Raw genomic sequence first — 22,672 nt, 5'->3', positions numbered from 1 at the left:
TTAAATTTAATTCAGATTATAGATATGCATCTACGAGCTGCACAACTTCTTCTTGTGTCGCGCAGTTTAAAGCCTGCTCAGCTACTTTCGCCATCTCTGGCTGACTTAAGTTCTTAATCTGGCGACGTGCACCTAAGATACTTGTCGCACTCATACTGAACTCATCAAGACCTAGACCTAGCAATAACGGAATCGCTGTCGTATCTCCTGCCATTTCTCCACACATCCCTGTCCATTTACCTTCTTTATGACTGGCATCAATGACTTGCTTGATCAGTCTTAAGATTGCTGGATTGTAAGGTTGGTAAAGATAAGAGACACGTTCGCTCATACGGTCTGCTGCCATCGTATATTGAATAAGATCATTCGTACCGATACTAAAGAAGTCAACCTCTTTCGCAAAGATATCGGCCATTGCTGCTGTAGAAGGAATCTCTACCATGATTCCAAGCTCGATATCGTCAGCAACTTTAACTTTATCTGCAGTTAAACTCGCTTTCTCTTCTTCTAAGATTGCTTTCGCCTCACGGAATTCGTTAATTGTCGCAATCATCGGGAACATGATGCTCAGTTTACCGTGGATGGATGCACGCAGTAACGCACGAAGCTGCGTTCTAAAGATATCCTGCTGATCCAGACAAAGTCGAATCGCACGGTATCCAAGGAACGGGTTCATCTCTTTCGGTAAGTTTAAGTACGGAAGCTCTTTATCTCCACCGATATCTAATGTACGCACAACAACACGTTTACCATCCATCTCAGATAGCACCTTCTTGTATGCTTCAAACTGTTCGTCTTCAGAAGGCATAGTATCGCGTCCCATATAAAGGAACTCTGTACGATAGAGTCCGATACCTTCTGCACCATTATTCTTAACGCCTTCAAGATCATTCGGTGTACCGATGTTCGCAGCAAGCTCTACGTGCTTACCTTCTTTAGTGACCGTCTTATCGTTAACCAGCTGCTTTAATTCTTCTTTCTCTTGCAAGAAAGCAGATTGTCGTGCTTTATACCCCGTAATCGTCTGCTCATCTGGATTGATGATGACTTCTCCTGAAATACCGTCAACAATTACAAAATCTCCTTGCTGCACAGCACCGGTAATATTTTTAGTACCAACAACCGCTGGAATTTCTAATGAACGGCTCATAATCGCTGAATGGCTTGTACGCCCACCGATATTTGTCGCAAATCCTTGAACAAACTTCTTGTTCAGCTGCGCCGTATCAGAAGGTGTTAAGTCTTCTGCAATGATGACAACAGGCTCATCAATCATCGTTGGATTTGGTAGTGACACACCAAGAATATGCGACAATACGCGTTTAGATACATCTTTAATATCTGCTGCACGTTCTTTCATATATTCATTATCCATCGATTCAAATATTGTGATAAAGTTCGTTGAAACTTCAGAGAGGCTTGTTGCTGCATTCATCTGATTATTTCGAATGTTATCTTCAATCGGATTAATAAGTTCAGGGTCTTCAAGTACAAGCAGATGTGCATCAAAGATTGCTGCCTTATCTGGCCCAAGCGCTACTTCTGCATTGTTACGAATCTGTGTCAACTCTACCTTTGATTGATTGATGGCAGCTTTGAATTTCTCAACTTCTGCATCTACATCTGTTACTTTTTCATTGTTAAAAGACAGATCAGGTTCAACCAGAAGGTATGCTTTGGCAATTGCAATGCCATCTGATGCACCGATACCTTTTAAAGTTGTCATTATTTGCTTAAACCTTCTTTAACTAATACTTCACTGATTGCATCGATTGCTTCTTTCTCATCGCTACCTTCAGCATAGATTGTAATTTCTGCGTCTTTACCCACACCTAGACTCATAACACCCATGATTGATTTTAAGTTTACTTTCTTCGCATTATATTCTAATTGAATATCAGATTCAAATTTACTTGCAGTTTGAACTAACATTGTTGCTGGACGTGCATGGATTCCTGTTTCGTCAATAATTACATAAGATTTTTGTTCCATAATAATAATCTCCTTTTGGCTGCATTATGCATTAATTTAATATATAAACTACTTGTCTATACGCTTTCAATATACCAAATTTTTTGACGAAACTCAATCATTTGGATACAGAGCAACAAGCTGTCAAATATTTCTGTTAAAATGTTCACAAAGCATTTAAACGATAAGGTCACGTGCGACACGTTCGCATTTGTCGATATGCTGCTCACCGAGCTTCTTCATCATATAATAGCTGATTGTACCGCTGACCGCCTGACCGATAACTGGCACCCATTTTGACTGTTTCAGTGCTTCACGACGTAGCATCATCTTGAATACCACAGCAACAAAGCCTTTTGTAACTTTCTTGCCGATGAAGTCACTTCCAGACTTCGCAGCTGAAAAGACGATCTTCTGTTTAATATCATCTGCATAACCGCTAACCTGCTTATGACTTAAGCCATACTCTTTATTGATGTTCTCGATAATATCAGTCATCAGCTTTAAATCTGCTGTCACATCAAGCCCTGGTATTGGCACGACGGCTGCAGCAGACGACATAAGTGATTTATTGTGTAGCATACTTTCTGCGCGTTTACGGCGTTCTATAATATCCTCTTCACTTTGCGGTAAGCTGAGGGTCTTCACTTCTTTATTCTTAAATTGTTTTGCCGTCATATTAATGGCAGTATCTAATAATCCCATAATAGATTCCTCCTAAAATAAATATCTAAAGCTTTATTCCCAGAATAGCTATTGTTTAATCATCCTTTAATCTTTACAAACACGACCTTCAAATATTTAGATGCCTTATACTTGTCTGTCGTCTTGAAGTCTTTTGGTAGACCCATGATCTGCTCAATCTCATAATCGGCACGGTCTGTCAGCGTCTCTTCTATCATTGCTCTGAACTGTTTGAGTGATACATTCGACGCATTTGTCGACAGTACCAGATATCCGCCGTAATTGACGAGCGGCAGCGCCTGTGTAATCAGTTCATGATAGTTATCCTTAACTGTAAATACCTTCTTCTTATGACGTGAGAAGCTCGGCGGGTCGATTACGATGATATCAAATGTCTTTAGGTGACGTGTAAAATAAGCGAGCGCATCAAATGCGTCCATCGTGATAAATGTCTGGTCATCCAGATTCATCTCGTTTAATGCAAAGTTCTGCTGCATCAGTTCAATCGAACGTTTCGCAATATCTACATTGGTTGTCTTGTAGCCATTACTGCCCACTGCTACAGAGAAACCACCTGAGTACGCAAACAGATTGAGCATATCACGATGCTTCGTATCCATATGGAGCAGCTTCTTTCTTACATCGCGCTGATCTAAGAACAGACCGGTCATCGCACCGTCCGTCAGATCGATCATATAATGCAGATTGTTCTCTTTAATTATGATTGGAAATTCCGTACCTTCATCGCTTACCTGATTGGTCGGCACATTCTTATCATAGCGTAGCTTCTCATAGATTGTCTTATACTGAAATACAGCTTTCACCGCTTCAATTATGTCCTGCTTAAAATGATAGATACCCTTTGAATACCACGTGATCAACAGGTGTCCATCGTATGAATCAATCGTAAAGCCCCCAAGTCCGTCGCCTTCACCATTATACAATCTGAAGGCGTTCGTATCTGTACTATTATATAGAGAGGCACGTTCTGCATTCGCGGTTTCAAAGAGGTTAATAAAATATGAAGCATCGATAAACTGTAAATATGCATCACTTACCTTCCATCCAAGACCTTTATGCTGTAACCCTGAATAGAATGTACCAATAAGTTCACCTTGCTCGGTCTTAACGGTGAACAGCTCCCCTTCTTCAATCTGGTCTGTCTGATACACATCATCTGTCTCCAGCAGGACATAACCATGGGTAAATTTCTGCTGCTTACTACGTTTAATCGTTACATTTTTCATACATTTCTCCTTAAAATTTAATACATTAACTATACCATAAAAAATAGACATCTCTATCAGATGTCTATTCCACGTTCATTATTTGATTCACGGAAATTTCTCCCATCCCCATGGTAACGTTTCCATAACGATTATATCGTGAATCCCAGTTTTCCACAATAGAATTTCAGAAAAACATTCAGTTGAAATTATCAGTACCTTTTCTGCAAATGGATTATATACAGCGGTAACTGTATTAACAGCAGTAATATAAGTATCGGAGGGATGAATAGGGATAAGTTGATTCCTTTAAATAGCATCAAGTAGAAACTAACAATCACTTTAATCATTAAAAATGAGATTGTAAATAACTGCCCGAAGTAACCGCGAGATCTAAAATGAATCATCAATGTAAAATAGATGTACATAATTATGATTAAAAGCATTCCGAATAAATTAATCCATTCGTAGAAATACTGCATCTTCACAACATTGAACTTCGTCGCTTCAAACAGCATGTTGCGGTTATTCAGTTCGATTACTGTAATGATAAACAGCAGACTGCTCAGTAGCAGTTCGATATGAAATGCTTTGATCCAGCGCGGATACTTAAACCACGACGGGATATCCTCATCCTGTAGGTTGATGAGCTTTCTTAGAGAGCATCTCTGCATCATAAGGACGACCTTTTCATCTAATTTCAGCGACTCTTCAGATAACCTATTGATCGTCATGTTCGTATTCTCACGGATCATTCGGCTGATCTTAGAATCCCGCTTCTTCTCAGTACGTTTCATGTGATCGGATGCTTTAACGAGCGTACGCTTCAAGAATACATAGTTAACAAGACATAATGTTGCTAAAAGCACAAGCAGGATAAAGAAGAAGTTGAGGGTCATCACATCGAGCGGTGTCACCTTCTCTTCATTCAAATTATCATAGACCGCAAGCTGTGTCATAAAATATGCAAGCGCATAGATGAATATAAGAATATTGATATGCAGCTTTCTAAAATGCGTATTCAGACGCTTTCTGTTCAAAGTATAGTAGACGACGCTGATGAAGAAAAGCAGATATAACAGTGCGTAGAAGCCATACATCTCAAAAATAAGAATCGATGTGATGATATACAGTAATCCACCGAACAAAAGGTAGACTTGAGCAATCACCTTATCATAAAGTGTCGTCTGTCTGAGCTTACGTGATACATAGAAGAATGCCCCTCCTATGACAATAAATAGCACACCAGACAAAAGTGTAAACTGATTAATATAATGACTCAGCAGCTTGATCAGCTCAAACGAATAAATATTGATAAAATCAAAGAAACTATACATATGCATCTTATTGATATCGACATCTTTAAAATGTGAAATCTGTTTGTGATTCACAATGATAAATATTCCAAGAATCATATTCATGGTACCTAATAGATATCCAATCAGAATCTCGAAATGTTTTTTAATCCAGTTCATAATTCCACCTCATTCCATATTATAATGTGTTTTATGAGAAATGTCCTAGCATTTCAATAAAATCATGCTTAAGACTGAGATGTTTAATGATCGAGAAGAGGGGTAAACTAAACTATAACAACTTTTAGGAGGAATTATCATGACAGAAAAATACGAAGAGTTAAAGAATAATGCAGAAGAAGCTAAAGAACAAGAAGAGAAAAAACAAGATAGTAATTCAGAAGGTCAGGAACAGACTAAAGAAGACGTACAAAAAACATTTGAATAAATAGAGGCTGGGACAAAAGTGTTCCGCCGTTTAATACAAGAGAGGCTGGGACAAATGTCCCAGCCTCTCTTGTGCATTTTATTTCAGACCTTTATTTCCAATATCTGTTCTGTAGAATAGACCGTCACTCTTAATTTTCTTAACATTTTCATATGCTGCTTGCTGTGCCTGTTGAAGATTATCACCTTCACCCAATGCAAGCATCACACGTCCTCCACTCGTTACCCACGTGTCATCAACGCGTTTCAACGCACTCACAATATAGTCATCCTGATAATCATAGCCTTCTACGACTGCACCTTTATCGTAACTGCCCGGATAACCATTCGATGCCAGCACGACACCACATATCGCCTTGTTACGCCATACTAAGTCCAGTTCAGTCTTATTATGAGCAGCTTCAATCAACGCTACGAGATCTGTTTCTAAACGTCTTAATAGCACTTGCGCTTCTGGATCCCCGAAACGTGCGTTAAATTCAATAACTTTCGGTCCCTCAGCTGTAAGGATTGCACCGACATAGAGTACGCCGAAGTAGTTCAGCCCTTCTTCATGCATTGCACGCACTGTCGGATAGACGATTGTATCATATGTTGTCTTAAGGACATCTTGAGAGATATGATTTACTGGACAATATGCACCCATACCACCAGTGTTCGGACCTTCATCATTGTCAAAAGCACGTTTATGGTCTTGTGCGATCGTATCAAACGGGATACAGAAATCATCATTGACGATTACCATAAGTGAATATTCTTCCCCTTCAAGATACTCTTCAAAGACCACTTTAGCCCCTGCTTCAGCATAGAAATCATTGATGGCATCAACCGCCATATCACGGTTCATTGCAACGACGACACCTTTACCAGCAGCAAGCCCGTCGTATTTAATGACGATCGGTGTCCCTTTTTCATCTAAGTATTTTAGTGCATCTGCTTTATTATCAATCGTTTCATAGCTTGCTGTCGGGATGTCGTATTTTTTCATCAATGCTTTCGCAAAGTCTTTAGAGCCTTCCACCTGGGCAGCCTTCTTGTTCGGACCAAACACTTTAATGCCTGCTTCACTTAATCGATCGCTTAAGCCATCGATCAATGGTTGCTCTGGGCCGACAACGACAAGTTCAACCGTGTTATCTTGCGCAAACTGTACGATAGCATCATGATCATCTTCAGCGATATCCACAAGCGTTGCCACGCGGGCCATCGCATCATTGCCTTTAATAACGAACACTTCCGTGACACGTGGTGACTGTGCAAGCTTTCTCGCCAGTGCATGCTCACGACCCCCACTACCGATTACTAATATATTCATAGCTGCCTCCTAATGTTTAAAGTGTCTGACATCTGTCATCACCATTGCGATGCCGCATTCATTCGCTTTGTCGATTGAATCCTGATCCTTAATAGAGCCCCCTGGCTGAACGATACATTTAATACCTGCGGCATATGCAGTTTCAACCGTATCAGACATCGGGAAGAAGCCATCACTTGCAAGGATGACATCATCATTCATTTCAATGGCACGTTCGATGGCAATCTTCGCTGCACCGACACGATTCATCTGACCTGCACCGATTCCTACTGTCTGCTTATCGTTTGCAAGGACGATGGCGTTACTCTTCACGCTTTTAACGACTTTCCAGCCAAGCTCAATTGCTTTCCATTGTGCTTCTGTCGGTTCTGTCTCTGTTACGACACGCATATCCTCACGCGTTACGTTCAGCAGATCTTTATCCTGAACGAGATAGCCCCCAGAAACAGATACGAACTCTTCTTCATCTTTATCTGTATCCATATCAATTTCAAGCAGTCGAATGTTTTTCTTCGCCGTCAAGATTTCAAGTGCCTCGTCGCTGAACTTCGGCGCGATGATTACTTCCAGGAAGATGGCGTGCATCTTTTCAGCTGTTGCTTTATCCACTTCACGGTTTAATGCGACGATTCCTCCGAAGATACTCTGGCTGTCAGCATCATATGCATTCTGGAATGCTTCGCTGACGACTTCGCCTGTTCCGACACCACAAGGATTCATATGCTTCACAGCAACTGCAGCAGGCATATCAAACTGCTTCACTAAGAACAGTGTTGCATCTGCATCTTTAATATTGTTAAAGCTCAGCGGCTTGCCGTGCAGAATGCGTGCACCAGCTAACGTGTTCGGTTTTGTATCTGTCTTGATGAAACGCGCCTTCTGATGCGGATTTTCACCGTAACGCAGCGTTGATGTATTATCGCTGAAGAAGTTAACAATGGCTGCATCGTATTTATTGGTGTGTGTGAACACCTTGATCATCAGCTGTTTACGGAATGTCTCGTCTAAAGTATCGGCTTTTAATTTTTCGATGACTTCCTCGTAATCTGCCGGGTCTACAACAGTGATGACATGCTTGAAGTTCTTTGCTGATGAACGTAACATTGTCGGCCCACCGATATCGATATTCTCGATGGCATCTATTTCAGTAACGTCTGGATTTGCAACTGTCGCTTCAAACGGATAGAGATTCACGACCACTAAATCTAACGGCTGAATACCGTGAGTCTCCATTGCTTTTACGTGCTCAGGGTTGCTGCGGTCCGCTAATATCCCACCGTGAATGTTCGGGTGTAATGTCTTCACACGTCCGTCCATAATTTCAGGAAAGTTTGTTAGTTCACTGACTGACTTTACCGCAATATTGCTATCTTCTAATGCTTGTTTCGTACCACCAGTTGAATAAAGTTCAAAGTTAAGTTCTGTTAACTGCTGTGCAAATGGAATGATCCCCGTTTTATCTGACACACTTAGTAATGCTTTTCTCATAAGTAGACTCCTTATCGAATAATTTTCTTGATGACGCGTGGATAGAGTTCGTACTCTAGATTCTGAATACGTAATTGCAATGTTTCCTCTGTATCTTCTTCGTAGATCGGACAGCTCATCTGGTCGATGATCTTACCTGTATCCATACCGCTATCAACGTAATGGACAGTAGCGCCACTGACACGGCAGCCATAATCTAGCGCCTGTCCGACAGCGTTAACACCAGGAAAGCTCGGTAATATCGATGGATGGATGTTGATCATCTTTCCTTCATACGCATCAAGTAACGTACTGCCAACAAGCTTCATATAGCCGGCAAGAATGACCCATTCCACACCATCACGCTTTAGCTGTTCCAGTATCGCTGTCTCATATGCCGCTTTATCGTCGAATGCTCTCAGTTCATAGACATGTACAGGCGTATCAAAACGACGTGCGCGCTCAATTGCGAACGCGCTACGTTTATCTGTATAGAGGCCTGTCACTTCAATATGATCCAGGAATCCTGCCTGAATATGCTCCATAATCTTCTCGTAATTCGAACCATTACCTGAAGCAAAGATCGCGACTTTAGTCATATTCCACACCTTTGATGTCGATTGCTTTATCCCCACGTACGGCGCGTCCGATTTCAAACACTTCTTCGTTAACGGCTGCACGCACTTTTTCAACTGCATCAGCCGGCACGATAAAGATAAATCCGATACCCATATTGAAGATATTGTACATCTCCATCTTGTCGATGCTGCCTTTTTCCTGTAATAAGTCAAAGATCTTCTGACGTGGAATGTTTGTGACATCGATCTCCGGATATAGTCCTTCAGTCACAAAGATACGCGGAACGTTCTCAATAAAGCCACCCCCGGTCACGTGACACATACCGTGTACGTCCGCTGCATCCAATATTGCCTTTGCATGCTTGACATAGAGACGTGTCGGTTCTAACACGACATCCAGTAATGTCTTACCATTATCAAATTCAGCATCTAGATCGAGATTGTTATCTTTAATGATCTTACGGACTAAGCTGTAACCGTTTGAGTGAATACCGCTTGAAGCAAGTCCTAATATCACGTCACCTTCAGCGATACGTTCACCTGTAATATATGCATCCTTCTCAACAGCACCGACAGCAAATCCAGCGATATCATAATCACCTGTATGATACATATCGCCCATCTCTGCAGTTTCTCCGCCGATCAGTGCACATTCACTTTCAGCACAGCCCTCAGCAACACCTTTAACGATCTGTTCGACGATTACAGGGTCTACTTTATTTAATGCTAAGTAATCAAGGAAGTATAACGGCATCGCACCTGTCGTTAAAATATCGTTCACACACATTGCCACTGCATCGATTCCAATTGTGTCATGACGATCACTATCGATTGCAAGACGTAATTTCGTACCTACCCCATCAGTACCTGAAACGAGGACAGGTGCTTTCATGTTCAGCTGTGATAAGTCGAATGCCGCACCGAAACTGCCGAGCCCTCCAAGCACTTCTTTACGCATCGTCTTATTCACATGCTTTTTCATGCGTTCAACCGCTTCATATCCTGCATGGATATCAACGCCTGATTGTTTATAACTTTCAGCCATAATTATACTCCCTTCTTCTTCTTCTCTTTTTCTTCCGGTAATACATGATCCACGATTTCAATCGGGTAGTTCCCTGTAAAGCAGGCATTACATTCACCTTTTGAGTCAAATGAACGGAATACTTCGTGCATACCATCCACCGATAAATACGTAAGTGAGTCTACTTCCAGCTCTGCTTCGATTTCAGCAATGCTCTTATTTGCCGCGATGAGTTCTGCGTGCGTTGATACGTCAATACCGTAATAACACGGATGAATGAGCGGTGGACTAGATATTGCCATATGCACTTCTTTCGCACCTGCCTGCTTCAATGTCTTCACGATAAACTTGCTCGTCGTACCACGTACGATCGAATCATCGATAACGACGACACGTTTACCTTCAATGACGTCACGAATCGGTGAATGTTTCATACGGACCGCACGTTCGCGCATCTTCTGATCCGGCGAGATAAATGTTCTGCCGATGTAGCGGTTCTTGAGCAGACCTTGTTCGTTCGGAATCCCACTTGTAAGAGAGAAACCTTTCGCTGCCTGTAATGAAGAGTCCGGTACACCGATTACAACGTCCGCTGCGATATTCATCTCCTCATAGAGTTTACGCCCTAAAGCTTTACGTATTTCATATAATGAATGCTTACGGAATTCTGAATCCGGACGTGCGAAGTAGACATATTCCATAGAACACATATTGGACTGTGTATTCATCGTATAGGCATCTTCTGCCAGACCCTCATGGGATAGGGTAAGCACTTCACCAGGTTCGATATCACGAATATATTCTGCACCGACCGCTGTAAACGCACACGTTTCACTTGCCACACAGTATGCACCATCAACCTTACCGAGCATCAGCGGTCGTACACCGTGTGCATCACGTGCTACGAAGAGCTTTTCAGGATGTAACACGAGAAATGAGAATGCACCTTTAATCTGATTTAATGATGCTTTCAAGTTATTCAGCTTATTATCTGATTTCGCCTTTAACAGCAGATGTCCTAACACTTCTGAGTCGCTGGACGTCTGGAAGATTGCACCTTCAGATTCTAGTGCAAGCCTAATCTGCTCAGCGTTCGTCAAATTTCCGTTATGTGCAAGACCAATGTCGCCCTTAGAATGCTTGAAGATAAATGGCTGAACGTTAGACAGTTCAGATGCACCCGTCGTTGCATAGCGTACATGACCGATTGCGTGATGAAAGCGGCTTAATGACTCGAGTTTCACCTCACTGATCGCTTCAGGTAATAATCCCATGCCGCGCGCACCATAAATATTCTTCTCGTCAGAACATACGATACCTGCACCTTCCTGACCACGGTGCTGTAATGAATGCAGTGCCATATAAGTGAGTTCCGCGGCATTTGGGTGACCCCAGATACCGAATACACCACACTCTTCGTTTAGACCTCTGATGTCATACATGCGTGAACTGCCCCTTTCCAAGCCTCCGTTATACGATTCACGTCTAATGTAACTTCCCCTTGGTTCGTAGATAATTTAAATGATTCTGTACCGAATGTACCGACTGCTTGCGCACCTTCGATATTAATTTCCATACCTTGTTTCGCAATAACAATGTAGTTCCCCTGTGTTTCAGCAAACAGTTCTGCATCATTCACATCAAGCTGCGCTTCAAGACCTGTATTGAAGTATGCTGCAATTTGTGCAAGTTTCACACCGACCCCACCTTTACCGACCGCTTGAACATGACCAAGCTTACCGTCAATAATATGCTGACGAATCGCTTCACCGCGTGCTACTTCCTGCTCGAGGTCGATCGTTACATCAGTATGTGCGACTTCATTGAATAATAGCTTCTCGATCTGGCTGCCACCGAAGTCTGCCTTAATATCACCAACGAAATAGATTGTATCTCCTTTAGAAGGTTTGAAATCTACTAGGTAATCAACATCTTCAATCAATCCAACCATACCCACTACTGGTGTCGGGAAGATTGCGTCACCTTTCGTTTCATTGTATAGGCTGACGTTACCTGAAACAACAGGTGTATTCAGTGCACCACACGCTTCAGCCATACCACGTGTAGAGTCTGCTAACTGCTGATAGATTTCAGGTTTTTCAGGGTTACCGTAGTTTAAGCAGTCCGTCATCGCAAGAGGTAAACTGCCGACAGCTACTAGGTTACGGTATGCTTCTGCAACGACCATCTTACCGCCTTCGTACGGGTTGTTATATACGTAACGTGCTTCACCGTCTAAGGTTGCAGCGATGGCTTTTTTCGTACCTTCAACACGTGTTACACCTGCTGATAGTCCTGGTTTAATGATTGTGTTTGCACCGACCTGCTGATCGTACTGTGAATATGCCCAGCTCTTAGAAGCCATCGTCGGGTGAGATAACAACTTCATCAATGTATCCTGTGCATCGATATTAGAGTAGTCGTGATGCACATCATCAAACTTTGCTGCACGACCTTCTAGTACGTACACCGGCGCTTCGTCAGATAATGGCTGAACCGGAATATCTGCAAATACTTCACCTTCATATGTCAATACGAAGCGGTCTGTATTTGTTACTTCACCGATCACTGCATTATCCAATTCGTAATGGTCGAATAACTCTAAGAATTTCTGTTCCGTCCCTCTTTCAACAACAAGTAGCATGCGTTCCTGTGTTTCAGATAACATCATCTCATATGGTGAGATACCCGCTTCACGCGTTGGTACTTTCTCGAGTTCAAGATGGATACCGCTGCCACCTTTCGCCGCCATTTCAGAACTTGATGATGTCAGACCTGCCGCACCCATATCCTGGATACCGACTAATTCAGGGAAGGTGATGGCTTTAAGTGTCGCTTCCATCAGCTTCTTACCGACAAACGGGTCGCCGATCTGCACTGATGGACGTTTAGATTCGCTTTCTTCACTTAACTCCTCAGAAGCGAATGTTGCACCGTGAATCCCGTCACGACCCGTCTTAAGTCCCACGTAGATAACAGGATTGCCTTCGCCTTTCGCTGTTCCCTTTTGGATCTTGTCATGGTCGATAATACCGACGCACATCGCATTGACAAGGGGGTTGCCTTCGTACTGACGGTCAAACTCGATTTCACCTGCAACTGTCGGAATACCGATACAGTTACCGTAGCCGCCGATACCTGAAACGACCCCTTTGAATAGACGCTGGTTCTGCTTCTCTGTTAGTTCACCGAAACGTAAGCTGTTAAGTAACTGGATTGGACGTGCACCGATGGATACGATATCACGGACGATACCGCCGACACCTGTCGCTGCACCTTGGTACGGTTCAATGGCAGACGGATGGTTATGGGATTCAACCTTGAATACAACGGCCTGGTTATCACCGATATCCACGACACCTGCGCCTTCACCCGGTCCCATCAATACGCGTTCACCTGTCGTCGGGAACTGCTTTAAGAAAGGTTTAGAATGTTTGTATGAACAGTGTTCACTCCACATTACTGAGAAGATTCCGATTTCAGTATAGTTTGGCATACGTCCTAGAATATCGGCAACTTTGTCATACTCTTTATCTGAAAGCCCCATATCCTGGTATAATTTATTCTCTTTAATTTCATTTGCAGTTGGTTCTAGAAACTTGACCATGATTATTTCCCCCAGCTTTCTAAAATGGATTCGAATAATTTCACACCGTCATCCGTACCAAGCAATGCTTCCATCGCACGTTCCGGGTGAGGCATCATACCACATACGTTGCCTGCTTGATTCACGATTCCTGCGATATCTTCGATCGAGCCGTTCGGATTGTCATGATACGTTAAGATAATCTGATTGTTTGCTTTCAGTTCAGCTAACGTTTCATCTGAGCAGTAGTAATTTCCTTCGCCGTGCGCAATCGGATAGATCACTGTTTCATCTTTATCATACTTATGTGTAAACTTCGTGTCGTTATTGACGATCTTAAGCGGCGCATTCTGACAGATAAACTGATGCTTCGTATTATGCATTAGCGCACCTGGTAATAACCCGATCTCCGTCAGGATCTGGAATCCATTACATACACCAAGCACCGGCTTACCTTCAGCAGCTAAACGCTTTACTTCAGGAACGATTGGCGCAACACGTGCCATCGCACCACAGCGCAGGTAGTCACCAAATGAGAATCCTCCTGGAATTAACACACCATCAAAACCTTCAAGTGACGTCTTACGATAATCTACATATTCCGCTTCAAAGCCAGTATTCAAAGCTGCATTGAACATATCGCGATCACAGTTTGAACCTGGAAATTCAATCACAGCAAATTTCATTATTTCGTCTCCTCATCTTCAACAATTTTGTAGCTGTATTCTTCGATTACAGTATTCGCAAATAATTTCTCACTTAATGTATTGACTATGTTCGCAACGGCCTGTTCGCTCGCTTCGTCAACTGTCATATATAGCACTTTACCTACGCGAATATCGTTGACTTGAGTGTAGCCCAGGTCATGTACCGCACGTGTTAACGTTTGTCCTTGTGTGTCTAATACCTGTGGTTGTAATGTGATGTATAGTTCGATTTTAGTCATTTTATAACGCCTCCAGTTTATTATAGAATTGAGTATAAGTATCAATCAGTGAACCTGTGTCTTCTCTGTATACGTCTTTATCAAAGTTTTCTTTCGTGTCCTTATCCCAGATGCGGCAAGTATCCGGTGAAATTTCGTCTGCAAGCAGGATGTTACCGTCCTGATCCTTACCAAACTCAATCTTGAAATCAATGAGCTGTAAGTTCATCTCATCCATCATCTTAACGAGCATGTCATTGATGATTAACGCCTGACGTTTCAGTTCAGCGATGTCTTGATCATCTGCGATACCCAGTAACTTCACATGGTCATCTGTAATAATCGGATCATTCAGTGCATCTTCCTTATAATAGAACTCAACAAGCGGTGATTTGAACTGCGTGCCTTTATCAAAGCCGAGACGCCTAACAATTGAACCTGCAGCATAGTTTCTGACAACAACTTCAAGCGGAATAATCGTAACTGCTTTAACCAGCTGTTCAGTGTCGCTTAACTTCTTGATAAAGTGAGACTCCAGCCCTTCTTGTGCAAGGCGCTCGAAGAAATAGCTTGTAATCAAGTTGTTCAGCCGACCTTTACCAGCCATACTATCTTTCTTTGCACCGTTCCCCGCTGTTACTTCATCTTTATATTCGATGCGGAACACATGGTCCTCATCCGTACTGTATACACGCTTTGCTTTTCCTTCATAAACTAAAGTCATTTCATCAGCTCCTTATATATAGGATAATAAGTATCCGTATCATCGCCTAACAATAGGGTAATATGTCCCATCTTCCTATTTTCTTTCCTTGCCTCTTTACCATATACATGGACATGCCATTCTGGATGTTCTGGGAAGAGATGTTCCATCAAGTCTAGATCCTGGCCGAGCAGATTATACATCACAGCAGAACTGTGGAGCTTGATTTGCTTCGGTAACCTGTAGCCAAGCACCGACAGAATATGCGTATCAAATTGCGAATAATCACACGCTTCAATAGAGTAATGTCCGGAGTTATGAGGACGCGGTGCGATCTCGTTGACATAGAGCTTACCCTCTTTATCAATAAAGAATTCCACAGTAAACGTACCCACGAAATGAATCTTATGAATGATCTTCTCCACTTCAGCAATCGCAGCTTCTGTATACTCATGCGCATGCTTCACCATCGTACTGAACAGGATCTGGTTACGATGGACATTCTCCTGTACAGGGAAGTAGACGACCTCTCCCTGAAGATTACGTGACGCTGTAATCGATATCTCACGGTCCAGCGCAATACGCTTCTCTGCAACGAGAATAGTACCATCAGCCATGTTATATGCTTCTTCTAGCTGTGCTTTCTCCGCTACAACAAGCTGTCCTTTCCCATCATAACCGCCGAACACAGTCTTCAGTACGAGTGGCAGACCGATTTCACGCACAGCATCATCGACATCCGCTGGACCTTCGATACGCTTATATGGAACAACCGTAGCGCCACTTCTTGCGATGGCTTCCTTCTCACTGAGACGATTCTGCAGTATGTTTACCGTCTCAAAACCTTGAGGTACATGATTTTCTTTCGCAATGACTTCTAGTGCCTCTGCATTAATATTCTCAAATTCATATGTGATGACGTCGCTATAGCGGCTTAACGTTTTCAACCCTGCAATATCATTGTACGGTGCATGCACGAAATGATGTGCCACGAAGCGTGCAGGACAGCGCTCATCAGGATCAAGCACAGCAACTTTAAATCCCATACGCTGTGCAGACTGTGCCATCATCTTACCTAGCTGACCCCCGCCGATGATACCAATCGTGTCACCGAGCGCAAATTTATTTAAGGTCATGCTGCATCGCCTCCACCTTCTTGACTAAAGATGCTTCATAATCATCCAGCTGTGCTACTAAAGCAGTATCTTTCAGACTGAGCATACGTGCAGCAAGTATACCGGCATTCTTAGCACCCGCCTTACCGATAGCAGTCGTGGCTACCGGAATTCCACCAGGCATCTGTACAATTGATAATAAGGAATCCATTCCCTTCAAAGCCTTCGATTCAATCGGTACACCGATCACCGGAAGTGTCGTCATCGAAGCGACCATTCCCGGTAAGTGCGCCGCACCACCAGCACCCGCGATAATAATCTCAATGCCCTTACTACGAGCAGACTTCGCAAAATCAATCATCGCGAGCGGTGTACGATGCGCAGATACAACACTCGCCTCGTAGTCGATGCCGAAAGCTTCAAGCATTGTAACCGCTTCTTTCATCGTCTCCCAGTCAGAAGAAGACCCCATTATTACTGCTACTGTCACAACTATCACCCTTTATAATTATTTGAAAACCGTCTTCATTTATGTGTATATTACTTATATAGCATAACAATGACAGATACAGATTTCAACGTAAAAACGAACAATTATTGTTTTTTTTATTAATTTTTATTTTTTTGTTCGTATTTTTAGATTGTTTACTGCTATAATAATATTAAATGTTCGAATAAATGGAGGGAACTGGAATGTCAGCAAAAGTATTAGACGGAAAGAAAATTGCAGCGGATTATCGTGCGAACCTTGCACAGGAAGTCGAACAGTTAAAGGCACAAGGGGTTACGCCAAATCTAACTGTGATCCTCGTAGGAAATGACGGTGCAAGCCAGAGCTACGTGAACAATAAGAAGAAATCTGCTGAGAAGATCGGTATGAGCTCAAGTATCATCCATCTTGATGAAAGTACGACTGAAGTGGCGTTATTAGAAGAAATCGACAAGTTGAACAAGGATGACGATGTACATGGAATCCTTGTTCAAGTCCCACTACCGAAACAAATCGATGAAACGAAAGTGCTTGAGAAGATTGCACCAGAAAAAGACGTTGACGGCTTCAATCCGATCAACATCGGCCGACTCTATGCAGGGGTTGAAACATATATCCCTTGTACACCACTGGGCATCATGGAAATCTTAAAGCATGCAGATATAGACCTGGAAGGAAAGGATGTTGCGGTCATCGGGAGAAGCCATATCGTAGGACAACCCGTTGCGAAACTGCTAACAGATGCGAATGCAACGGTAACATTACTGCACTCTCGCAGTAAAGATATGGATGCAGTATTAAAACGCTCTGATGTTATCGTATCTGCTGTAGGTAAACCAGGATTAGTGACGAAGGATGTCGTGAAAGAAGGCGCAGTGATTGTAGATGTAGGAAATACAGTCGTTGACGGAAAGTTAACAGGGGACGTTGTATATGATGAAGTTTCTGAAGTTGCAGGCGCAATCACGCCCGTACCAGGTGGCGTAGGACCTTTAACGATTACAATGGTATTAAATAATACATTACTTGCAGCGAAACGTGCGCAGAAATAATAGGTGAGACACTCAACTGAAGTTGGGTGTCTTTTTTGTGCGTGCAGGTACATTATCGGGCCAATATTTAATATGCTATTATTTTGGTACATTTTTGAGTGCCAATATTTCTTAAATAACCTGATTTGGCGCTGAAAATGGCACTCAAATCATTTTTCAGCGCCATTTTCAGTGCCATTTTTACTTCTTTTCATAGTAAATACCTCGATTAATCCCTTTTTTTATATAATGTTTGCTCAAAATTCTCTGTAATGTACGGTTCGGCATTTCTAGATGACGATTCAGATCACATTTACGAATCTTATCCACGCGAAACAGTTCTAACATACGGTACACGATATCGACCGCTTCACGATTACTCACCCTATGCCCGCATCGACATTGATACTTATGACCCTTAACATCTCGAATCATACCAACACGACGACACTTCGGACATCGTATACCTCGCTTTATATCATCCATATCATAATCATCAGTATTATAAAACTTGGACTCATCCCCGTGATGGGCGATCAGCGTCTCACTCAGCCTCATCATATCCTCACAGATGCCGGCGTTTCCCTTTAAATAGTCCACGACACGTCCAATATCATAATAAAACAAAATATATTTATCTGTATCCCCGATTAATTGAAACGATTCGTTCATAAATACAACACGACTTGTCACTTTGTAATGAAAGCCGTACTTCAGTAAAAACTGCTTTAGCCCTGCTTCACTAGCAGTAAGCTGCATCATCAAACGCTTATTCACACGACCATTCGCACTTTTAAACAACCCATCCCTATACGCATAAACCCCACTATAATGCTTAACGTCAAAATGGAACACATACTGTCCAGCTAACACTAAAAAATCAAACTGCGCACTATAGTCCTCCAGATAAATATCCCAGAGGATCACAACACCATCGATTTCACCCATAACATCCAGAAATTTGCGTTCACCTTCAAGTCCAGACAAATAACGCCTCAATAAATCATAATCTGATTTAGATAAATCTAATCGACCATATAACTCGTACAGCAGCAATAATTTATCATTTGTTTCATGAAATTTCGCTATCATATGTCACCTCACAAAAAACATACCCGTAACCACCAAATCTGTCAAAAACCTATTTTTCAAAAACTGCACATCAAAATAACCTTAAATAAAGCAGAAATTAAAAAATTTCAAGAAATCATTAAAAAACTGCTTAAAATTCATGCAGAAATTAAAATATCATAATAAAAAAAGCACAGCTAGCGCTGTGCTTTAATAGCTCTATTAACCAGATACTATACTGTAATACTCATCTTCGGACCAAATGGCTCGAAGTGTACGCGGCTTCTATCGATGCCCATATCACTGAAGATCTCAAGCATGCCTTCCATAAATCCAACGGAACCACACATATAGATTTCTTCGTTACCGTTCATAATTCGTGATAGCTTCTCTTTCGTTAAGCGCCCCGCACTTTCTGAATAGTTAAAGTAGAACGCAACATTGCTGTTATTATGAAGCTTCGTAATCTCATCTTTAAATGGAACAGCATCACGGTTATAAGCTGAATGAATAAATTTAATGCTGCGTTTATCCACCTCATCCTCTAACATACTCATGAGTGGCGTCATACCTACGCCTCCACTTATAAATACGAGGTCCTTATTATCAGTATCAACTAGGAACTCACCCGCCGGCGCAGATAACAGAATCTCATCTCCTACTTTCACATGATCATGTAGATAGTTAGAGACCATCCCTCTCTCTTCACCTGCAACGTCACGCTTAACCGCAAACTTAAGTCCACGAGATGTATTAACAGAACAGATTGAATAATGACGTAATGCATCATTTGTTTCATCTTCAGGATGCACCTTCACCGTAATATACTGACCCGCTTTCACAGGTTTCAATTGAACCGCATCACTCTGCACCGTGAATGACTTAATTTCAGGAGACTCCTCCTTAACCGCTACAACCTTGAACGGTACAAATCCTTGCCAGTCCGCTTCATCATACAGTGCTGCCTCCATCTGAATAAATACATCAGCAATCACTCCATATGTCTCTGTCCAGGCCTCCACAATCTCAGGTGTTGCCGCATCACCTAGTACATGCTGAATCGCCCAGATCAAATTCTCACCCACAATCGGATAATGCTCCGGTTTAATCTCTAGCGCTCTGTGCTTATGCGCGATTTGGTTGACATTCGGAACAATCGCCTCCAGACGATCAATATGCTTCGCCGCAGCGATAACTGTCTGTGCTAATGCTGTCTGCTGACGCCCTAACTTCTGGTTCGTCTTATTGAAGACATTGAGTAACTCAGGATGCGCTTCAAACATATGCTGATAGAATGCTGAAGTAATCTCCGTACCATGCTCCTCTAGTACCGGAATCGTCGCCTTGATAATATTCTTAGTTTCTTCTGTTAACACATTAACTCCCCCTCTTTAAAGATACATTATAAATACATCTTTAATATACACCTCATCCACACAAATTACAATCATTTATATAATATATGAACAAAAAATTCACGTTCTAATGCTATAATATGGATGATAAGGAGAGATGACCATGAAACTAACACTTTACTCAGATTACTCATTACGTGTCCTGATGTATATCGCACGTCAAGAGCACCGTGTTCAAATAGATGAAATTGCAAATTTTTACGGGATTTCTAAGAATCACCTGACGAAGGTTGTGAATAACCTCGCTACGCTCGGTTATATTGAAACGACGCGCGGACGCGGTGGCGGCATACGCATCAAGATGGCACCTGAAGAAATTAATATCGGTGCTTTAATAAGAAAGACCGAGGAACATTTCAACTTAGTCGAATGTTTTGATCGTGAGACAAACACATGCCCGATTGCAGGGATATGTGGGCTGCAAGGTGTACTCGGTGAAGCATTGAATGCATATCTATCAGTACTAGATAAGTATACGCTGCAGGATATATTGTTTAGAAAAATCGCGTTATAAAAGGACTTTGGATAATCCAAAGTCCTTTTATAATACAAAGAATAGTAACAGCATGACGAAGAATGAAATCATCAGCTTCATCAGAAAACGCAAAAAAATCACCCCTGATATATATCGAGGGGTGACACTAAAAATGCTATATGATATTTAACACAGCCAGCTCATCTACAATTCTTTGTGTATTATTATTATCAGTAAATTCATTTATTTTTGTAAATTTCTTCAAGTTTAAAATTATTATTGATAGCATTTTTTATAATATTTCGTTTGTCATAATAAGTTAGACAATTTCTCATCTTCGATTAAACTCATAAATACTTACAATGATGTTTTATAGCCCAGCGATTTTCTGGGACGATAATTAATACGTTGAGCAACACTAATGATATGCCCATCAGGGACTAAAATGAAGTCTAGTTCTTTATCTAATCCACTGCGTCTATGTATACTGTTAAAATGTTCATTCAATCCTCGTTGCGATGGAGTGATCATCTCTGCCAATAATGGTGTCAGGTGTCCAGCCATCGGCTACTTTTTCTCGAATATAAGCTGACTGATTTTCTGGAAGTACTATTCTATGTCTGCCACAATTTGATTTTCTTTGCTTATACTCTTGGTAATATGATTCTATGAACGTGAGTTCATCCGTGTTAAAATGTTTATAGGACATTCTGTACTAACTCCTTATTTTTCTTTTATCGGAAATACATATTGAATTTAGCACAGACGGCTATTTTAGTTGACTAACTTTGTTTTACAATCGACGCCTTTTTAATAAAAAGTTATATAGCTGCTTTGCTCCTATAAATATTGATTGTTAATATAATATTTTTTTACTAAACTTAAAAAATCTAAAATGGAGGATTACAATGAAAGCATTAATTACAGGTGGCGCAGGCTTTATAGGATCTCATATAGCGAGGAAATTAATAGATAATAATATTGATGTTCATATTATAGATAACTTATCAACAGGCAGCTTAGAGAATATTCCGTTTGTTCCGCAAACAAATATATACATTAAAGATATAAGTGATTACGACTATATCGAAAGTATTTTTCAAAAACATGAGTTTACATTTGTAATACATTTAGCTGCTATGGTGAGTGTAGTTGAGACAATAGAAAAACCTCTTCAGTCTAATCGAATTAATATAGATGCTTCAATTAACTTGTTGAATCTTATTAAAGAATATAATTCTAATATTAAAAAATTTGTTTTTGCTTCTTCAGCAGCAGTTTATGGAAAATTAGACGGATTGCCGAAATCTGTTGATTCACAAATTAATACATTATCACCTTATGCCATTCAAAAATATGCCAGTGAGCAATATACAAAAATTTATCATGATTTATATAATATACCTACTGTATCATTAAGATTTTTTAATATATATGGTCCTAGACAGAATCCTAAATCAGATTACTCTGGAGTACTATCCATACTTAATCAAAAATTTTCAGAAAAAGAAAAGTTTACATTTTTCGGAGATGGTGAACAAACTAGAGACTTTGTATATATAGATGACTTAATCCAAGCTTTTTGGTTAGTTTTAAATAGTGATGAAGTCAATGGAGAGATTTTTAATGTAGGTACTGGAAGACAAACTGCATTAAATGAAGTTTTTGATGTATTTCAAGAATATTATAATTATTCAATACCTTATGAATATAAAGATGAAAGAAAAGGAGATATAAAGTATTCTTATGCGGATATAACAAAATTAGAAAAGATAGGGTATTCTCCTAGATATACAATAAATGAAGGTATAAGAGAGTACTTAAGATACAATAAAAAATAATGTGAATGAGGGA

General features: G+C 41.1%; 22 protein-coding genes and 2 pseudogenes. 4 read left to right on the top strand and 20 right to left on the bottom strand.

Annotation, left to right across the window (positions count from 1 at the left end):
• Nucleotides 1-16: 16 nt before the first annotated feature.
• From ptsP to auxA, 5 genes are all read right to left on the bottom strand, one after another.
• Nucleotides 17-1,726 carry a phosphoenolpyruvate--protein phosphotransferase gene (ptsP, locus tag QA539_RS03875; RefSeq protein ID WP_413474379.1) on the bottom strand — a complete coding sequence of 570 codons (1,710 nt, stop codon included), beginning with the start codon at nucleotides 1,724-1,726 and terminating at the stop codon, nucleotides 17-19.
• On the bottom strand, nucleotides 1,726-1,992 hold the full coding sequence (locus QA539_RS03870; RefSeq protein WP_099482422.1) for a phosphocarrier protein HPr: 267 nt from the start codon (nucleotides 1,990-1,992) through the stop codon (nucleotides 1,726-1,728). Before QA539_RS03870 ends, ptsP begins: the two co-directional genes overlap by 1 nt.
• A gap of 156 nt (nucleotides 1,993-2,148) precedes the next feature.
• A complete protein-coding gene (locus QA539_RS03865) occupies nucleotides 2,149-2,676 on the bottom strand; it encodes a DUF697 domain-containing protein (RefSeq protein ID WP_419895490.1) in 528 nt (175 codons plus the stop codon).
• A gap of 59 nt (nucleotides 2,677-2,735) precedes the next feature.
• A complete protein-coding gene (locus QA539_RS03860; RefSeq protein WP_219494406.1) occupies nucleotides 2,736-3,902 on the bottom strand; it encodes a class I SAM-dependent rRNA methyltransferase in 1,167 nt (388 codons plus the stop codon).
• A 191-nt stretch (nucleotides 3,903-4,093) separates the two neighbouring features.
• Complete coding sequence (gene auxA, locus QA539_RS03855; RefSeq protein ID WP_419895489.1) at nucleotides 4,094-5,356, bottom strand: lipoteichoic acid stability factor AuxA; 1,263 nt, start codon at nucleotides 5,354-5,356, stop codon at nucleotides 4,094-4,096.
• A 139-nt stretch (nucleotides 5,357-5,495) separates the two neighbouring features.
• On the opposite strand from auxA, the gene QA539_RS03850 reads away from it, so the two are divergent.
• The gene (locus tag QA539_RS03850; protein ID WP_256447899.1) at nucleotides 5,496-5,624 is read left to right on the top strand and encodes a hypothetical protein; all 129 of its coding nucleotides are present in this window, start codon (nucleotides 5,496-5,498) and stop codon (nucleotides 5,622-5,624) included.
• A gap of 78 nt (nucleotides 5,625-5,702) precedes the next feature.
• Here the strand turns inward: QA539_RS03850 and purD are convergent, their stop codons facing one another.
• Genes purD through purE form a run of 11 tightly spaced genes read right to left on the bottom strand, consistent with a single transcriptional unit; the run spans nucleotide 5,703 to nucleotide 16,826 of the window.
• Nucleotides 5,703-6,938 carry a phosphoribosylamine--glycine ligase gene (gene purD, locus QA539_RS03845; protein WP_419895488.1) on the bottom strand — a complete coding sequence of 412 codons (1,236 nt, stop codon included), beginning with the start codon at nucleotides 6,936-6,938 and terminating at the stop codon, nucleotides 5,703-5,705.
• 9 nt (nucleotides 6,939-6,947) lie between these two features.
• The gene (gene purH, locus QA539_RS03840; RefSeq protein ID WP_419895487.1) at nucleotides 6,948-8,426 is read right to left on the bottom strand and encodes a bifunctional phosphoribosylaminoimidazolecarboxamide formyltransferase/IMP cyclohydrolase; all 1,479 of its coding nucleotides are present in this window, start codon (nucleotides 8,424-8,426) and stop codon (nucleotides 6,948-6,950) included.
• Nucleotides 8,427-8,437: 11 nt separating this feature from the next.
• The gene (gene purN / locus QA539_RS03835) at nucleotides 8,438-9,004 is read right to left on the bottom strand and encodes a phosphoribosylglycinamide formyltransferase (protein ID WP_283721679.1); all 567 of its coding nucleotides are present in this window, start codon (nucleotides 9,002-9,004) and stop codon (nucleotides 8,438-8,440) included.
• On the bottom strand, nucleotides 8,997-10,028 hold the full coding sequence (gene purM / locus QA539_RS03830) for a phosphoribosylformylglycinamidine cyclo-ligase (RefSeq protein WP_419895486.1): 1,032 nt from the start codon (nucleotides 10,026-10,028) through the stop codon (nucleotides 8,997-8,999). Before purM ends, purN begins: the two co-directional genes overlap by 8 nt.
• 2 nt (nucleotides 10,029-10,030) lie before the next feature.
• Complete coding sequence (gene purF, locus QA539_RS03825) at nucleotides 10,031-11,449, bottom strand: amidophosphoribosyltransferase (protein ID WP_419895485.1); 1,419 nt, start codon at nucleotides 11,447-11,449, stop codon at nucleotides 10,031-10,033.
• Complete coding sequence (gene purL / locus QA539_RS03820; protein WP_419895484.1) at nucleotides 11,428-13,614, bottom strand: phosphoribosylformylglycinamidine synthase subunit PurL; 2,187 nt, start codon at nucleotides 13,612-13,614, stop codon at nucleotides 11,428-11,430. Before purL ends, purF begins: the two co-directional genes overlap by 22 nt.
• 2 nt (nucleotides 13,615-13,616) lie before the next feature.
• Nucleotides 13,617-14,279, bottom strand: a complete 663-nt coding sequence (gene purQ, locus QA539_RS03815) for a phosphoribosylformylglycinamidine synthase subunit PurQ (protein ID WP_133421616.1) — start codon at nucleotides 14,277-14,279, stop codon at nucleotides 13,617-13,619.
• Complete coding sequence (gene purS, locus QA539_RS03810) at nucleotides 14,279-14,539, bottom strand: phosphoribosylformylglycinamidine synthase subunit PurS (RefSeq protein ID WP_120786440.1); 261 nt, start codon at nucleotides 14,537-14,539, stop codon at nucleotides 14,279-14,281. Before purS ends, purQ begins: the two co-directional genes overlap by 1 nt.
• A gap of 1 nt (nucleotide 14,540) precedes the next feature.
• Complete coding sequence (gene purC / locus QA539_RS03805) at nucleotides 14,541-15,242, bottom strand: phosphoribosylaminoimidazolesuccinocarboxamide synthase (RefSeq protein WP_419895483.1); 702 nt, start codon at nucleotides 15,240-15,242, stop codon at nucleotides 14,541-14,543.
• The gene (gene purK, locus QA539_RS03800) at nucleotides 15,239-16,357 is read right to left on the bottom strand and encodes a 5-(carboxyamino)imidazole ribonucleotide synthase (RefSeq protein ID WP_419895482.1); all 1,119 of its coding nucleotides are present in this window, start codon (nucleotides 16,355-16,357) and stop codon (nucleotides 15,239-15,241) included. Before purK ends, purC begins: the two co-directional genes overlap by 4 nt.
• Nucleotides 16,344-16,826, bottom strand: coding sequence for a 5-(carboxyamino)imidazole ribonucleotide mutase (gene purE / locus QA539_RS03795; RefSeq protein ID WP_283721685.1), 483 nt, complete (start codon nucleotides 16,824-16,826; stop codon nucleotides 16,344-16,346). Before purE ends, purK begins: the two co-directional genes overlap by 14 nt.
• A gap of 203 nt (nucleotides 16,827-17,029) precedes the next feature.
• Here purE and folD point away from each other — a divergent pair, with 203 nt between their 5' ends.
• A complete protein-coding gene (gene folD, locus QA539_RS03790) occupies nucleotides 17,030-17,878 on the top strand; it encodes a bifunctional methylenetetrahydrofolate dehydrogenase/methenyltetrahydrofolate cyclohydrolase FolD (RefSeq protein WP_419895481.1) in 849 nt (282 codons plus the stop codon).
• Nucleotides 17,879-18,058: 180 nt separating this feature from the next.
• Here folD and QA539_RS03785 read toward each other — a convergent pair whose 3' ends face one another.
• Together QA539_RS03785 and QA539_RS03780 are read right to left on the bottom strand one after the other, a co-directional pair.
• Nucleotides 18,059-18,949, bottom strand: a complete 891-nt coding sequence (locus QA539_RS03785) for a nuclease-related domain-containing protein (protein WP_419895480.1) — start codon at nucleotides 18,947-18,949, stop codon at nucleotides 18,059-18,061.
• 212 nt (nucleotides 18,950-19,161) lie between these two features.
• Complete coding sequence (locus QA539_RS03780) at nucleotides 19,162-20,304, bottom strand: globin domain-containing protein (protein ID WP_419895479.1); 1,143 nt, start codon at nucleotides 20,302-20,304, stop codon at nucleotides 19,162-19,164.
• A gap of 142 nt (nucleotides 20,305-20,446) precedes the next feature.
• On the opposite strand from QA539_RS03780, the gene QA539_RS03775 reads away from it, so the two are divergent.
• Nucleotides 20,447-20,857 (top strand): RrF2 family transcriptional regulator, encoded by a 411-nt coding sequence (locus tag QA539_RS03775; RefSeq protein WP_219494382.1) that lies wholly within the window; start codon nucleotides 20,447-20,449, stop codon nucleotides 20,855-20,857.
• 318 nt (nucleotides 20,858-21,175) lie between these two features.
• Here the strand turns inward: QA539_RS03775 and QA539_RS10945 are convergent.
• Nucleotides 21,176-21,343, bottom strand: a pseudogene (locus tag QA539_RS10945) (IS30 family transposase); the annotation flags it as partial.
• 7 nt (nucleotides 21,344-21,350) lie between these two features.
• A pseudogene (locus tag QA539_RS10940) lies at nucleotides 21,351-21,527 on the bottom strand (IS30 family transposase); the annotation flags it as partial.
• Nucleotides 21,528-21,726: 199 nt separating this feature from the next.
• Here QA539_RS10940 and QA539_RS03765 point away from each other — a divergent pair.
• Complete coding sequence (locus QA539_RS03765; RefSeq protein WP_419895478.1) at nucleotides 21,727-22,659, top strand: NAD-dependent epimerase/dehydratase family protein; 933 nt, start codon at nucleotides 21,727-21,729, stop codon at nucleotides 22,657-22,659.
• Nucleotides 22,660-22,672 lie beyond the last annotated feature (13 nt).

Source organism: Macrococcus psychrotolerans (assembly GCF_038095555.1).
Lineage (GTDB): Bacteria > Bacillota > Bacilli > Staphylococcales > Staphylococcaceae > Macrococcoides > Macrococcoides psychrotolerans.
Note: the sequence above shows the minus strand (reverse complement) of the source record. Positions and strands in the feature narration are given on the sequence as shown.